The organism is Streptomyces griseoflavus (genome assembly GCF_014649995.1).
GTDB lineage: Bacteria > Actinomycetota > Actinomycetes > Streptomycetales > Streptomycetaceae > Streptomyces > Streptomyces griseoflavus.
On the sequence record NZ_BMUC01000018.1, the window covers coordinates 90,534 to 103,878 of the forward strand.

General features: G+C 73.2%; 14 protein-coding genes. 8 read left to right on the plus strand and 6 right to left on the minus strand.

What is annotated here, in order from left to right:
- Window positions 1-120 precede the first annotated feature (120 nt).
- The 5 genes from IE172_RS29465 to IE172_RS29485 all read right to left on the minus strand — a co-directional run bounded on the left by IE172_RS29465 (window position 121) and on the right by IE172_RS29485 (window position 4,383).
- On the minus strand, window positions 121-900 hold the full coding sequence (locus tag IE172_RS29465; RefSeq protein ID WP_190100380.1) for a succinate dehydrogenase iron-sulfur subunit: 780 nt from the start codon (window positions 898-900) through the stop codon (window positions 121-123).
- On the minus strand, window positions 900-2,654 hold the full coding sequence (gene sdhA / locus IE172_RS29470) for a succinate dehydrogenase flavoprotein subunit (RefSeq protein WP_190100381.1): 1,755 nt from the start codon (window positions 2,652-2,654) through the stop codon (window positions 900-902). Before sdhA ends, IE172_RS29465 begins: the two co-directional genes overlap by 1 nt.
- A 19-nt stretch (window positions 2,655-2,673) precedes the next feature.
- Window positions 2,674-3,156 carry a succinate dehydrogenase hydrophobic membrane anchor subunit gene (locus IE172_RS29475; protein WP_189558302.1) on the minus strand — a complete coding sequence of 161 codons (483 nt, stop codon included), beginning with the start codon at window positions 3,154-3,156 and terminating at the stop codon, window positions 2,674-2,676.
- 5 nt (window positions 3,157-3,161) lie between these two features.
- Window positions 3,162-3,542: a succinate dehydrogenase, cytochrome b556 subunit gene (sdhC, locus tag IE172_RS29480; protein WP_189558301.1), complete on the minus strand. Its 381-nt coding sequence runs from the start codon at window positions 3,540-3,542 to the stop codon at window positions 3,162-3,164.
- Between the two features lie 178 nt (window positions 3,543-3,720).
- Complete coding sequence (locus IE172_RS29485) at window positions 3,721-4,383, minus strand: 2-oxo-4-hydroxy-4-carboxy-5-ureidoimidazoline decarboxylase (RefSeq protein ID WP_403382056.1); 663 nt, start codon at window positions 4,381-4,383, stop codon at window positions 3,721-3,723.
- Window positions 4,384-4,577: 194 nt separating this feature from the next.
- On the opposite strand from IE172_RS29485, the gene IE172_RS29490 reads away from it, so the two are divergent.
- The 8 genes from IE172_RS29490 (at window position 4,578) to IE172_RS29525 (ending at window position 12,190) form a co-directional block, all read left to right on the plus strand.
- Complete coding sequence (locus IE172_RS29490; RefSeq protein ID WP_190100431.1) at window positions 4,578-6,152, plus strand: beta-N-acetylhexosaminidase; 1,575 nt, start codon at window positions 4,578-4,580, stop codon at window positions 6,150-6,152.
- Between the two features lie 123 nt (window positions 6,153-6,275).
- Window positions 6,276-6,779 carry a hypothetical protein gene (locus IE172_RS29495; protein ID WP_190100382.1) on the plus strand — a complete coding sequence of 168 codons (504 nt, stop codon included), beginning with the start codon at window positions 6,276-6,278 and terminating at the stop codon, window positions 6,777-6,779.
- 108 nt (window positions 6,780-6,887) lie between these two features.
- Window positions 6,888-7,445, plus strand: a complete 558-nt coding sequence (locus IE172_RS29500; protein WP_190100383.1) for a hypothetical protein — start codon at window positions 6,888-6,890, stop codon at window positions 7,443-7,445.
- A gap of 138 nt (window positions 7,446-7,583) precedes the next feature.
- Complete coding sequence (locus IE172_RS29505; protein WP_190100384.1) at window positions 7,584-7,979, plus strand: hypothetical protein; 396 nt, start codon at window positions 7,584-7,586, stop codon at window positions 7,977-7,979.
- A gap of 370 nt (window positions 7,980-8,349) precedes the next feature.
- On the plus strand, window positions 8,350-8,967 hold the full coding sequence (locus tag IE172_RS29510; RefSeq protein ID WP_190100385.1) for an RNA polymerase sigma factor: 618 nt from the start codon (window positions 8,350-8,352) through the stop codon (window positions 8,965-8,967).
- Window positions 8,968-9,206: 239 nt separating this feature from the next.
- The gene (locus IE172_RS29515) at window positions 9,207-10,076 is read left to right on the plus strand and encodes a hypothetical protein (RefSeq protein WP_190100386.1); all 870 of its coding nucleotides are present in this window, start codon (window positions 9,207-9,209) and stop codon (window positions 10,074-10,076) included.
- A 390-nt stretch (window positions 10,077-10,466) separates the two neighbouring features.
- A complete protein-coding gene (locus IE172_RS29520) occupies window positions 10,467-11,141 on the plus strand; it encodes an RNA polymerase sigma factor (RefSeq protein WP_190100387.1) in 675 nt (224 codons plus the stop codon).
- Window positions 11,141-12,190, plus strand: a complete 1,050-nt coding sequence (locus tag IE172_RS29525; protein ID WP_190100388.1) for a hypothetical protein — start codon at window positions 11,141-11,143, stop codon at window positions 12,188-12,190. Before IE172_RS29520 ends, IE172_RS29525 begins: the two co-directional genes overlap by 1 nt.
- A 186-nt stretch (window positions 12,191-12,376) precedes the next feature.
- Here IE172_RS29525 and IE172_RS29530 read toward each other — a convergent pair whose 3' ends face one another.
- The gene (locus tag IE172_RS29530) at window positions 12,377-13,231 is read right to left on the minus strand and encodes a L,D-transpeptidase family protein (RefSeq protein WP_190100389.1); all 855 of its coding nucleotides are present in this window, start codon (window positions 13,229-13,231) and stop codon (window positions 12,377-12,379) included.
- Window positions 13,232-13,345 lie beyond the last annotated feature (114 nt).

A 13,345-nucleotide genomic window follows, 5' to 3' on the forward strand; every position in this document is an offset into this window, starting at 1 on the left:
CGTAGGGGCGGAGTGTGCCCTCACGTCCGTCTCGGGCCCGTGCGCCCGGACGTGTGGCACAGCCGGAGGGCCCCGGTCTCCGGCGGAGACGGGGCCCTCTCGGACGTACGGCGGCGTACCTCAGTAGCGGCGCGTGATCAGCGCACGCTTCACTTCCGCGATCGCCTTGGTGACCTCGATGCCGCGCGGGCAGGCGTCCGTGCAGTTGAAGGTCGTGCGGCAGCGCCAGACGCCGTCGCGGTCGTTCAGGATCTCCAGGCGCTGCTCGCCGGCCTCGTCACGCGAGTCGAAGATGAAGCGGTGCGCGTTGACGATGGCCGCCGGGCCGAAGTACTGCCCGTCGTTCCAGAACACCGGGCACGAGGACGTGCACGCGGCGCACAGGATGCACTTGGTCGTGTCGTCGAAGCGCTCGCGGTCCTCGGCGGACTGCAGCCGCTCGCGCGTCGGCTCGTTCGTCTCCTTCGTGATCAGGAAGGGCATCACGTCCCGGTACGCCTGGAAGAACGGCTCCATGTCCACGACCAGGTCCTTGAGGACCGTCAGGCCCTTGATGGCCTCGACCGTGATCGGCTTCTCGGGGTTGATGTCCTTGATCAGCGTCTTGCACGCCAGGCGGTTCTTGCCGTTGATCCGCATGGCGTCGGAGCCGCAGATGCCGTGGGCGCAGGAACGGCGGAACGTCAGGGTGCCGTCGAGATCCCACTTGATCTTGTGCAGCGCGTCGAGGACGCGCTCCTTGGGGTCGATCTCCAGCTGGAAGTCTTCCCAGACCGCCTCCGCGGAGACCTCCGGGTTGAACCGGCGGATCCGCATGGTGACGGTGATGTAGGGGGAGTCGGCGAAACCGGGCTCGGGGGAACCGGCCGCGTCCGCCTTGTCCAGAACAGGGGTAGCCATCAGTACTTACGCTCCATCGGCTGGTAGCGGGTCTGGACGACCGGCTTGTAGTCCAGACGGACGGTCTCGGTGCCGTCGGCGCCGACCTCGCGGAACGCCATCGTGTGGCGCATGAAGTTGACGTCGTCGCGGTGGGGGAAGTCCTCGCGGTAGTGACCGCCGCGGGACTCCTTGCGGGCCAGTGCCGAGACGGCCATGACCTCGGCCAGGTCGAGCAGGTTGCCCAGCTCGACGGCCTCCAGCAGGTCGGTGTTGAACCGCTTGCCCTTGTCCTGGATGGCGACGTTCTTGTAGCGCTCGCGCAGCTCGGCGATCTTCTCGACCGCCGTCTTGATCGTCTGCTCGGTGCGGAACACCATGACGTTGGCGTCCATGGTCTCCTGCAGCTCGCGGCGGAGCTCGGCCACCCGCTCGTTGCCGGTGGAGGAGCGCAGCCGCTCGATCTGCTCGAGGACCAGGGACTCCGGGTTCTCCGGCAGCTCGACGAAGTCGGCCTTCTGGGAGTACTCCGCCGCGGCGATGCCCGCCCGCTTGCCGAACACGTTGATGTCCAGCAGCGAGTTGGTGCCCAGGCGGTTGGCGCCGTGCACCGACACGCAGGCGACCTCGCCGGCCGCGTACAGGCCGGGGACGACGGTGGTGTTGTCCGCCAGCACCTCGCCCTGGACGTTGGTCGGGATGCCGCCCATCGCGTAGTGCGCGGTCGGCTGGATCGGGATCGGGTCCGTGTAGGGCTCGATGCCGAGGTAGGTCCGCGCGAACTCCGTGATGTCGGGCAGCTTGGCGTCCAGCTGCTCCGGCGGGAGGTGCGTGAGGTCCAGGTAGACGTGGTCGCCCTCGGGACCGCAGCCGCGGCCCTCGCGGATCTCCGTGTAGATGGAGCGCGAGACGACGTCACGCGAGGCGAGGTCCTTCATGACCGGCGCGTACTTCTCCATGAAGCGCTCGCCGTCCTTGTTGCGGAGGATGCCGCCCTCACCGCGGGCGCCCTCCGTCAGCAGGATGCCCATGCGCCAGATGCCGGTCGGGTGGAACTGGAAGAACTCCATGTCCTCCAGCGGCAGCCCGCGCCGGTACACGGCCGCCTGGCCGTCGCCGGTCAGCGTGTGCGCGTTGGAGGTCACCTTGAAGAACTTGCCGGTGCCGCCGGAGGCGTAGATCACGGCCTTCGCCTGGAAGACGTGGATCTCACCGGTGGCCAGCTCGTAGGCGACCACGCCGGCCGACTTCTTGACGCCGTCGACCTCGGTGATCAGCTGGTCCAGGACGTAGAACTCGTTGAAGAACTCCACGCCCTCCTTGACGCAGTTCTGGTACAGCGTCTGGAGGATCATGTGGCCGGTGCGGTCGGCCGCGTAGCAGGACCGGCGGACCGGGGCCTCGCCGTGGTTGCGGCTGTGACCGCCGAAGCGGCGCTGGTCGATGGTGCCGTCGGGGGTCCGGTTGAACGGCAGGCCCATCTTCTCCAGGTCGAGGACCGAGTCGATGGCCTCCTTCGCCAGGATCTCGGCGGCGTCCTGGTCGACCAGGTAGTCACCGCCCTTGACCGTGTCGAAGGTGTGCCACTCCCAGTTGTCCTCCTCCACGTTGGCCAGCGCGGCGGCCATGCCGCCCTGCGCGGCGCCCGTGTGGGAGCGGGTGGGGTAGAGCTTGGTCAGGACGGCGGTGCGGCTGCGCTTCGTCGACTCGATGGCCGCGCGCATGCCCGCGCCGCCGGCGCCGACGATGACGGTGTCGTACTTGTGGATCTTCATATCTCTCGCAGCCCCGTGCCTAGCGGATGTTCGGGTCGAAGGTGAAGATCACCAGCGTGCCCAGCAGGATGGTGAACACCGTGGCGGTGTAGAGCAGGCCCTTGAGCCACAGCCGGGTGTTCGGCCGCTCCGCGTAGTCGTTGATGACCGTGCGCAGGCCGTTGGCGCCGTGCAGCATCGCCAGCCACAGCATCAGCAGGTCCCAGACCTGCCAGAACGGCGAGGCCCAGCGGCCGGCCACGAAGGCGAAACCGATCTTGGAGACGCCGCCGTCCAGCACCAGCTGGATCAGCAGGTGGCCGATGACGAGGACGACCAGGACGACACCGGACAGGCGCATGAACAGCCAGGCGGCCAGCTCGAAGTTGCCCCGGGTGCTCTTCGGGGTCTTCTTGGTCCGCTTGCGCGGCGGCTCGATGACCGGCGCCGGGTTGTCGACGGAGTAGAGCGAGGCGCCCTCGACGGGGCCGACGCCCGAGGCGTTGGTTTCAGTGGTGGACATGGGCGTCAGCTCCCGAACAGTTCACGAGCGGCGTGGCCGAGGACGGGGTAGATCGCCCCGAGCATCAGCACGGCCCACAGGGCGACGACGGTCCAGAGCATCTGCTTCTGGTAGCGGGCGCCCTTGACCCAGAAGTCGACGGCGATGACACGCAGGCCGTTGAGCGCGTGGAAGAGGATGGCGGCGACGAGGCCGTACTCCAGCAGCGCGACGATCGGCGTCTTGTACGTGGCCACGACGGTGTCGTAGGCCTCGGGGGACACGCGCACGAGAGCGGTGTCCAGCACGTGAACGAACAGGAAGAAGAAAATGAGGACGCCGGTGACTCGATGAGCCACCCAGGACCACATTCCTTCCCGGCCGCGGTACAGCGTTCCAGCCGGCACGGAAATTTCCTCCGGGAGCGGGGGTCGGGGCCGCGCCGGCTTTCCTTGTCGGTCGGGCCCGGCCGGGTACGGTCCACCGGCCCCCAGCATGGTAGCGACGAGTGCCTGCGGTGCTTACAGGGGGCCTGCCGGTGTGATCAAACTTGCACTCGAAGGGGTGCGCGCCGGTCCTCGACGGCTACCGGGGCGGGGCTTTGTCGCGTTTGCCGGGGGCCGGGCCGTCGCCCGCCGGTCGGGCGGTGCCCCGCGCACCCAGCATGCCGAGCAGCCGCTCCCTGGCCAGGCGCCGGAGTTGCTCGGCCGCCATGACCCGCTCGTCCTCCGGATCGTTGGCCAATCGTGACCGGATGTCCTCGAGGACGCGGTCCAGGGTCTCTTCCTCGGGGACCCCGTCCAGCGCGATGACGAACACGTGTCCGAACTTGGCCTCGTAGGCGGCGTGGGCCGCGCTCAGGGCGGTGTGGGCGGCGCTGTAGGTGTCCTCGGGGAGGGCGGGGAGGGATTCCGCCGCCAGGGCCTCGGCGAGCTCCTTGGCGGAGAGGTCGTACGCCGCCTCGTCCGCGGCCGCCAGGAGGGACGCCGGATCCGGGTAGGGGCGGTGCCCCGCGACGCGCAGGGCCCAGCGCAGGCTGTGCAGGCAGGCCAGCAGGTCGCGCTCGGCGTCCTGGGCGGGGGCGGTGTTGAACCGCTCCAGCGGGGGCGGAGGGCCGGGCGCGCCGCGGGCCTGTGCGGGTATGGCGACTCGGCCGGGGAGGTCTGGGAGACGGTGCGCAGGCAGCGTGGGTCCTCGTGGGCGTCGCGTGTGTGTCGATGGAAGATGCTGTGAGAGTTCTGACGACACGTTACCGAGTGCGCCCGGGACGTGTCCGATCGGTACCCCGAATTCACCCGGACGGCGGGGTTTGGGAGCGGCTCGTGGACGCCTCTCACCCGATCGGGTCGTACGTTGGCTGGGTGAGTCGGCACAGGCAGCGCAGGCAGCAGGGTCAGCACGGACGTCGCCCGACGGCGGGGGCGGTGCGGGAGCGACGGGTCCTGGTCGCGGCGGTCGCCGCGGGCGTGCTGGTGGCCGCGTCCGGCGTGGGCATCGGGCTGTGGGCGTCCTCGGGCGACGACGGCTCCCCCGCGGGCTCGACGGCGGCGTCCTCCACCCGGAGCCCAAGCCCGAGCCCCACCCGCTCCTACCCGCTGTCGCAGGCGCCGCGCACCATACCCGCGGTCCGCGAGCACGCGGCGGAGCGCGGCCCGGGCTGGCGCCCCGCGCGTGAGCACCGGGTGGTCGTGGCCGATCCGGCGCTCGCCGACGAGGGCCGGCTGATAGCCGGCGAGCTGGGGCTGACGTACGCGGGGGAGAAGGACGACGAGCGGGACGGGGACCTGCGGCTGGAGCTGAACCGCGACGCGGGCGCCGGCCCCGAGTCGTACACGATGACCGTGCGGGGCGGGCGGGTGACCGTGGCCGCCCCCGCGGAGGCGGGCGTCTTCTACGGCACCCGCACCCTCAAGCAGGAGACGAAGGGCGCCGGCACCGCCCCCGAGGGCGTGGTGCGCGACGAGCCGGCCAAGCAGCGGCGCGGCATGATGCTGGACATCGCGCGCAAGCACTACAGCGCCGACTGGATCGAGGACCGCGTCCGCGAGCTCGGCGACCTGAAGTTCAACGAGCTCGGCCTGCACTTCTCCGACGACCAGGGCTTCCGTGTCGAGTCCGACTCGCACCCGGAGATCGTCTCCGCGCAGCACCTGACCAAGGCGCAGGTCGAGCGGATCGTCGACCTGGCCGCGTCCCGGCACATCACCGTCGTCCCCGAGATCGACTCGCCCGGGCATCTCGGCGCGGTCCTCGCCGCCCACCCCGGCCTCCAGCTGCGTGACGCGAGCGGCCGGGCCGTGCGCGGCGCGATCGACATCTCGAAGCCGGGGGCCGCGGAGATCGTCGACGACCTGCTGAAGGAGTACGCCGGACTCTTCCCCGGCGGGCGGTGGCACCTCGGCGCCGACGAGTACCAGGCCCTGGTGGTCTCCGATCCCGAGGCGTCGTTCCCGGGTCTGGCCGCCGCCGCGCGGAAGAAGTACGGCGCCGGCGCGACCGTCGAGGACCTGACCACCGGGTGGCTGAACGACCGGGCCGCCACCGTCCGGGCCCTCGACCGCGTGCCCCGCGCCTGGAACGACGGCTTCTTCCGGGGCGGGTCGGTGCGGGCTGACAAGGACATCGAGGTCGCCTACTGGACCGGCAAGGAGATCGGAGCCCGGCAGCCGGCCGAGTACCTGGCCGAGGGCCGCCAGGTGATCAACTACAACGACGAGTTCCTCTACTACGTGCTCGGGGAACCGCTGACCTTCGTCTACCCGACGGGGGAGCGGATCTACGAGCAGTGGACACCGCTGGTGCTGCGCGGTACCACAGCCGTCCCGGAGCGGTACGACGACCAGATCCTCGGCGGGTCCTTCGCCATCTGGGGCGACCTGCCCCGCTCCCAGACCCAGGAGCAGATCGCGGCCGGCATCCGCATGCCGCTGCGGGCGACGGTCCAGAAGCTGTGGGACACCGACGAACCCGAGCTGTCCTGGGCGGAGTTCCGCGCACTGGCGGACGAACTGGGCTGACCCCGCCGGCCCCGGCGCACCCCGGACGGGGTCGCGGATTGCCGGATATGCCTGCGAACCCCCGTACGACTGTGGTGGTGTTTCGGGTGATCCGAACCGACGCACCGGGGGGAACACCAGCACATGGGCTACTGGGGGTATTTCGTCGTGGGCCGCGGGGAGCGGCCGCTCGCCGAGCTGGACGCGCTGGCCGGCGCGTCCGGCGGCATGACCCTGCGCACCTCCGCGCCGGACGGGTGGCAGGTGTGGGAGTACCCGGGTGACGGGGGCGACGTCGGGAACATGAACGACCTGGCCCGGGAGACCGGGGCGCCCGCGCTGTTCGGGTACGTCATGGACAGCGACTGCGTGGTCGTGGAGGCGGCGTCACCGGAGAGCGGGGCGTGGACGACCTGCCTGGCCCGGACCGCCATGGCCGGGTATCTCGACGGGCAGCAAGGGCTCACGGTCGACGACTACTTCCTGGAGCCCGCCGACGCCGCCGAGCGGGCGGTCTTCTGGGCCGAGGAGGCGGGGCACACGGTGTCCGCGGAGGACGTGGCCCGGGTACTGACCGCCGACCCCGACCCCGTGGCCGAAAACCTCTTCTTCCGCCTTCTCGACCGGCTCGGTGTGGTGCCCGAGTGACACTCCCGGCCCGTCGCACGCAGTAAGGGGAGATGCGGGCTCCGTGAGGCATGAGGCCCGTAATGGGCCTCATGGGGGGCCTGTGACGACCCGCAGAGGGAGGCGTGGATGAGCCTGGTGGAACTGATCGCGCAGGCCGACGAGCACGGACTGGCCGTGAGCGGGTTGGCTTGTTTGGATCGGTGCGTGCCGTTGCTCGGTGGCGACGACGAGGCGGTGCGGCCGCTGTGGGCCAGCCTCGCGGAGGACGCCGCCCCCGGCGACTGGGCCGAACGGCTCCGGCAGACGCGCGGCAGGCTGGACGCGGCGGTCGACGGCGCGCGGGAGTGCGCGGTGGAGGCGCGGCGGATGCTCGCCACCGCTCCCGCGGAGCTGTCCGGCGCCGGGCTGCGGGAGTGGGCCGACGCGTGTTCCCTCGGCGCGCTGCGCATCCACCGGCTGCTGGACGGCGCCGCCGGTGACGCCGGGCTCGCGGACGCCTGCCGTGAGGGTGCCGCGGAGGGCCTGTCGCCGCTCCTCGCCGCCGAACTGCGCCGTCAGACCGCCGTCCTGGAACTGATGGCCGCCCGCGGCCCGGCAGGGCTGCGCGGTGCGCTGGAGGTGTCGACGGAGGGCCGGCGGGTGCTGCGCGCCGCGGTGTCCCGCCGCAGCCGCAGGGACGGCTGAGGCACGCCGAAGCCGTCACGGGCGGCAGGTCCTGTGACCGTCCCGGGGTGGTCCTGCGCCCTTTGGGAGAACCCCCGGGACCCGGGTGACGAAACGGTTCGCCGCAGCGCTCTTCATGGTGTGACGACTGCGACGACTGTGACGACACAGCAGGAGACCAGGCCCTCGGCCGCGACGAAGCCGGTCCGCTGGGCGGCGGACGCGGTGGCGGCGCTGCGCGAAGGGGCACGGCTGCGCCTCGACTACTCGGCGCGCAGCCTGTGGAGCGTCGACCGGGTGATCGAGGACATCCGCCGCGAGGCCGCCCCGTACGCCGCCGTGGAACTGGTGCTGCGCGGATTCGGCGCCTACGCCGGTGAGGTGATCGCGCGTCAGTCCGGTGCCGAGTGGTGGGCCTCCGGCGGGGAGCACTGGATCCGCACCCCGGACGGCCGCCTCTGGGACCCGATCGACGAGGCCCGCCGCTGCTACACCGGAGAGGGGTCCCTGCGCCTGCTGTGCCGTGACGCCTGCGGCGACGGACGGAACCCGTGAGCCCCGGCCGCCGGGCGGCCGGGCAGGAGGGATGACGGGACGGTCCGCCGGGCGTGCGCGGCCGGACGCGCACGCCGGACGCCCGGACCCCCGCCACCGCGACGTCACGGCGGATCACGCTCCCGGCGCCCGTGCCGCCGGCGCCCGGCCCAGGGGGTGTGGCGGCACGTCACCGGTGCGGGCCGCCCTCCCCCGAGGCCGTCCGGACCGGTGGTGCCACCGGCCCGGACGGGCCGCACCAGGCGTCTGACGAGCTGTGACACATTCGTCGCGCCGAACGCTGATGACCGTGGGGGTGCGAGCGCCGGCGGACGTGCTCACGCCAAGCGTGTCGGAGGCGCTACCCGCTCGGAACGGACGAGGACGGTTCTTGGGCCACGGAGGGGAATCCCGCCGCACACAGGCGTACGACGGGGAACTGGGCGCGGCCGTCGCGCGGGCCCAGGAGGGGGACGAGTCCGCCTTCGCCACGGCCTACCGGCTCGTCCAGCCGGGACTGCTCGCCTACGTGCGGGGGCTGGTCGGGGACGACGCCGAGGACGTGATGTCGGACGCCTGGCTGGAGATCGCCCGCGACCTGGGCAGGTTCAAGGGCGACGGGGCCGGCTTCCGGGGCTGGACGGCGACCATCGCCCGGCACCGGGCACTGGACCACCTGCGCCGGCAGCGGGTGCGGCCCCGGGCGTCGGCGCTGGAACAGGACCTCCTGGACCTGCCCGGACCGCAGAGCACCCACGACCAGGCCATGGAGGCCCTGTCCACCGAGTACGCCCTGGACCTGGTCGGCGGCCTGCCGCGGGACCAGGCGGAAGCCGTACTGCTGCGCGTGGTCGTCGGCCTCGACGGTCCCGCCGCCGCGCGGGTCCTCGGCAAGCGGCCGGGTGCCGTGCGGACGGCCGCGTACCGGGGGCTGAAGCGGCTGGCGCAGCAGCTCGGCGCCGACGGTGTGACGGATGAGGCGCCGAAAACGCTGGGTGGTTCGGCATGAACACCGGCCGGCCCGGCAGCCCCGGAGGGCGGCGCGGCGACACCCGGCCCGGGCCGTCCGGGCCCGGCGGCCCGCGGCGGCCCCCGCGAGCCGGGCGCTGAACAGGCCCGACACGCGGAACGTATCCGTCGGTCCGGGCGGCATCACCCGCGCGGCCGGACCGGACGGGATCCGCGCGGGCCGCGAGCGCCGGGCGCCCGCGCGGGACGGAGCAGGACCGAGCAGGGACGGGAACGGACATGGGTGAACGGCGGAGCGACGGCGAACGGGCCGGCCGCCGGCGTGCGCACCCCCGGGGCACGCCGGCCGCGCGGAGCGGTCCCGGCTCCGTCCCCGAAGGCCGGGCGGCCGTCGACGCCGCCGGCCTGGAGGCGCTGCTCGCCGCCGCCCTGATCCGCGACCGGGTGGACGCCGGGGCCGAACAGCGGGCCGTCGCCGCGTTCCTGGCGGCCCGGGAGGCGGCGGCGCACGGCGCGCGCACCCGGCGCCGGGACGACTGGCGGGCCCGTCGGCGACGGATCGGCGGCCGCTCGCTGAAGGCCACGCTCTCCGTCCTGGTCGCCGGCCTCGCCCTGAGCGGCGTCGCGGTCGCGGGGATCGGCGCGACGGTCTCGTCACCGGACCGCCCCGTGCGCGACACCGGGCGCACCCACGCGCCCCCGGGCGCCACCGCCCCGGCCGTCCCCGACTCCGCCGCACCCGAGGCCGGTTCCGGCCGGGAGGAAGCGGACCGTCCCGCGAGCGCCCGGGACACCGAGGCCCACTGCCGCGCCTTCGAGCGGGCGGGGGGACGCGGCCGGGCTCTGGAGTCGGCGGCCTGGAAGCGGCTCACCGCGGCCGCGGGCGGCCCGGCGCACGTCGAGGCGTACTGCGCCGGACAACGGGAAGAGCTCGAACAGGGCACGGCGCGGCCCGGGAGTTCCGCGACCCCGGGCCGGCAGGGCACCGGCCGGCCCGGCGCGGCCGGAAACCGCTCCTCCGGCGACCCGGGCCGCGAGGCGGGCCAGGGCCCGGACGGCGCTCCGGGCGACGACCGGGGCAAGGGGCGGGACGGGGGGCCGGGCGGCGGCACGGGCAGACCCGCCGAGCCGGGCGCCGGCAACCCGTAACGTGCGCCGCCCCGCGGGGGTTACCGGTGAAGACGGAGAAACCCGCGCTCACGACGCCGCAACCGAGGCAACGGCCGGGGCCGCCACCCCCCACAGGAGAGGCCCCGGCCGTCGCGCGGCACGGGCCGCGCGGCGACCCGTACCCTCTACAGCGCCATGAGTGCGTTTTCTGTCACACCATCCTGTGTCACGGGTCAGTTGCATCTTGGACGGACATGGACGGGGAGAGGATTCAGGCCGTAACGTGCCATTCGCGCCAGGCCGCGACGGACACCTGACCACGAACCGCCCACGGCCCAAGACCGCAAACCACTGATCGAGCAACCACGACGGCGAGCAACCCGGTCCGCGAGAGCGGCGCCGGCTGAGAGCGCAGAAGGGCGCGCGCGTGTGCTGGGGGACGACGCGGAGTTGACCGCCGCGGTGCGTGCGGCGCAGGACGGGGACGAGACCGCGTTCCGGACTGTGTACCGCGCGGTGCACCCGCGGCTGCTGGGGTACGTCAGGACACTCGTCGGCGAGCCCGACGCGGAGGACGTGGCGTCCGAGGCCTGGCTGCAGATCGCCCGTGACCTGGGACGGTTCACCGGCGACGCCGACCGCTTCCGCGGCTGGGCCGCCCGCATCGCCCGGAACCGGGCACTGGACCACATACGGATGCGGGGACGCCGCCCCACGATCGGCGGCGACGAGACCGAACTCGCCGGGCGCCCCGCCGAGTCCGACACCGCCTCGGAGGCGATGGAGGCACTGGCCACCGACGGCGCGTTCTCGTTGATCTCCCGGCTCCCGCACGACCAGGCCGAAGCCGTCGTGCTGCGGGTCGTGGTGGGCCTGGACGCCAAGACCGCCGCCGAGACGCTGGGCAAACGCCCCGGTGCCGTCCGCACGGCGGCGCACCGTGGCCTGAAACGACTGGCGGAGTTGCTGGGTGACGATCCGGAAGCCCAACCGGAATCCGCCGGAGTTCTCGACGCCCTTCCGCCCCAGCGAGAACCACGCCGTCGTACGGTGACGTCCGCGAGTGTGACGCAGATGCGAGCGAGGACGCAGAAGGACATGTGATGGCCGATGAGCAGCACCGGTGGCTGGACCGCGAGACGGCGGAGCGTCTGCTGAACGGAGAGCCACCCGAAGCTGCCGATCCCGCCATCCGTGACCAGGCCGAACGGCTCGCCGGAACACTCCGCGCCCTCTCCGCCCCACCCCCCTCGGCCGACGGGGAACTCCCCGGGGAGGCGGCCGCGCTGGCCGCCTTCCGCAAGCAGCGGGAGGAACGCGAGGGCCGGAGCGGCCCGGACACCGCCACCGGGGCGGCGGACTCCGACGTCGGGCTGGTCCGCCTGGGCTCCCGACGCGGTGAGGGTTCCGGAACGCCGGACGGACGCCGCCCGCCGCGTCCCCTGCGGCTCGGGCTGGCCGCCACGCTGGTCGCCGGCATGGTCGGCGGCGCCGCCGTCCTGGCCGGTGCCGGGGTCCTGCCGACGCCGTCCGGCGACGCCGGGGCCGACCCGGCGGTCTCCGCGAGCGCCCCGCCTTCCGAACGCCGCACGCTGTCGACCCCGCCGGACGCCGGCCGCGCGACACCCGAGGGCACGGCCGGCCGGGGCGAGGACGGGCCGGGGGCCCGGCATGACGCCGACACCGGCAGGGGCGGACGGCCCACGCCCGGGCGGACCGGCCCGGACTCCGGTGATGCGGCGGCCCGTCCCAGCCGCGGGGGGACGCAGACCGCCTCGTCGTGCCGTGCCTGGCGCGACGGCGAGAAGCTGAACGACGAGCGCCGCCGCCTCCTGGAGGAGGCCGCGGGCGGCCCCGGCCGGGTCGGCCCGTACTGCCGGGCCGCGCTGTCGGCCGACGGCGGCTCCGGCACCTCGGCCCGCGGGGACACCGGCGACACCCCCGAGGGCAACGGCAAGGGCAACGAGAAGAAGGACAAGGGCCGGGGCAACGGCAACAACGGCAACGGCAACAACGGCAACAATGGAAACGGCGGCAACAGCAACGGAAGCGGCAACAACGGCAACAGCGGCAAGAAGGGCAACAGCGGCAACCAGGGGCAGGGCGACGGTCACGGGCAGGGCAACGGGAAAGCCCAGGGAAACACCCAGTGACCTGCGTCTTTGCCGGTCGCTGAACTGTCTTCGCCGTCAGGTGTGACACTTCCGGCCCGCGTGACGCAGTAATGAGTGAGCCGACTGGTCATCGGCCGTCGCACGGAGCCGGGGTTCCCCCCGTACTCACGGCTCGTGCACCCGGCGCGGGCGGGACACGTTCCCCCGGTCCCGCCCGCGCCCCTCTCACCGGTGCACGACGACCTTGTCGCCGTCCCTCACCTGCGCGTACAGCCGCGCGATCGCCTCCTCGTCCCGCACGTTGACGCAGCCGTGCGAGGAACCGGCGTACCCCCGCGCGGCGAAGTCGGCCGAGAAGTGCACGGCCTGGCCGCCGCTGAAGAACATGGCGTACGGCATGGGCGAGTCGTAGAGCGTGGACACATGGTGCCGGGACTTCCAGTAGATCCGGAAGACACCCTCGCGGGTCGGTGTGTACTCGGAGCCGAAGCGCACCGGCAGGGTCGACACCGTCCGTCCGTCGATCATCCAGCGCAGGGTGCGGCTCGACTTGCTGATGCACAGCACCCGGCCGGCCGCGCAGCGCGGGTCGGGTGCGTCGGCCGGCTGGCCTCCCATCAGGTACAGCTCCCACCTGCCCGGCTCGCGCGTCATCGCGAGCAGCCGCTGCCAGGTGACGCTGTCGGTCACCCCGGTCGCCGGCAGCCCGCGCCTGCCCTGGAAGCCGCGGACCGCCTTCGCGGTCAGGTCGTCGTAGGTCCCGGTGGGCCCGTGGAAGATCCAGGCGACCTGCCGCAGCCTGGCCTGGAGCTCGCGCACGTCACGTCCGGAGTCCCCCGGGGACCACAGCACGCGCGGGGCCGGGCGGGTCGCCGAGGGGCCGCCGGGGGCGGACGGCTTCCCCGCGCCGTCCGGCGCCCGGGACGGCGACGGCGCACCGGACGGCGTCCGGCCCGGCACGTCGATCCGCACCGGCGCGCTGCCCTCCCCGTCCGCGCCCGCCGGCCGCACCGTGCAGCCGGCCGCGCCCGCCGTGAGAGCGGTGAGCGCCGCGACGACGGCGATCCCCTTCCTCCGCATGCCCGTACCACGCACTCGAGCCCCCCTCGTCCCACCGGCCGGGTGTCCGGTCGTCACCTGAGGTGTACCCCTGAGGTGACCACCGCCGAACAAAGGGGCATGGTGGTGAGTGAC

What these genes read in the sequence shown, in the direction of transcription:
- IE172_RS29515 (WP_190100386.1), top strand. Translation starts at nt 9,207, where the DNA reads ATGGGTGAACGGCGGAGCGACGGCGAACGGGCCGGCCGCCGGCGTGCG.
- sdhA (WP_190100381.1), bottom strand. Translation starts at nt 2,654, where the DNA reads ATGAAGATCCACAAGTACGACACCGTCATCGTCGGCGCCGGCGGCGCG.
- IE172_RS29465 (WP_190100380.1), bottom strand. Translation starts at nt 900, where the DNA reads ATGGCTACCCCTGTTCTGGACAAGGCGGACGCGGCCGGTTCCCCCGAG.
- IE172_RS29495 (WP_190100382.1), top strand. Translation starts at nt 6,276, where the DNA reads ATGGGCTACTGGGGGTATTTCGTCGTGGGCCGCGGGGAGCGGCCGCTC.
- IE172_RS29525 (WP_190100388.1), top strand. Translation starts at nt 11,141, where the DNA reads ATGGCCGATGAGCAGCACCGGTGGCTGGACCGCGAGACGGCGGAGCGT.
- IE172_RS29500 (WP_190100383.1), top strand. Translation starts at nt 6,888, where the DNA reads ATGAGCCTGGTGGAACTGATCGCGCAGGCCGACGAGCACGGACTGGCC.
- IE172_RS29475 (WP_189558302.1), bottom strand. Translation starts at nt 3,156, where the DNA reads ATGTCCACCACTGAAACCAACGCCTCGGGCGTCGGCCCCGTCGAGGGC.
- IE172_RS29530 (WP_190100389.1), bottom strand. Translation starts at nt 13,231, where the DNA reads ATGCGGAGGAAGGGGATCGCCGTCGTCGCGGCGCTCACCGCTCTCACG.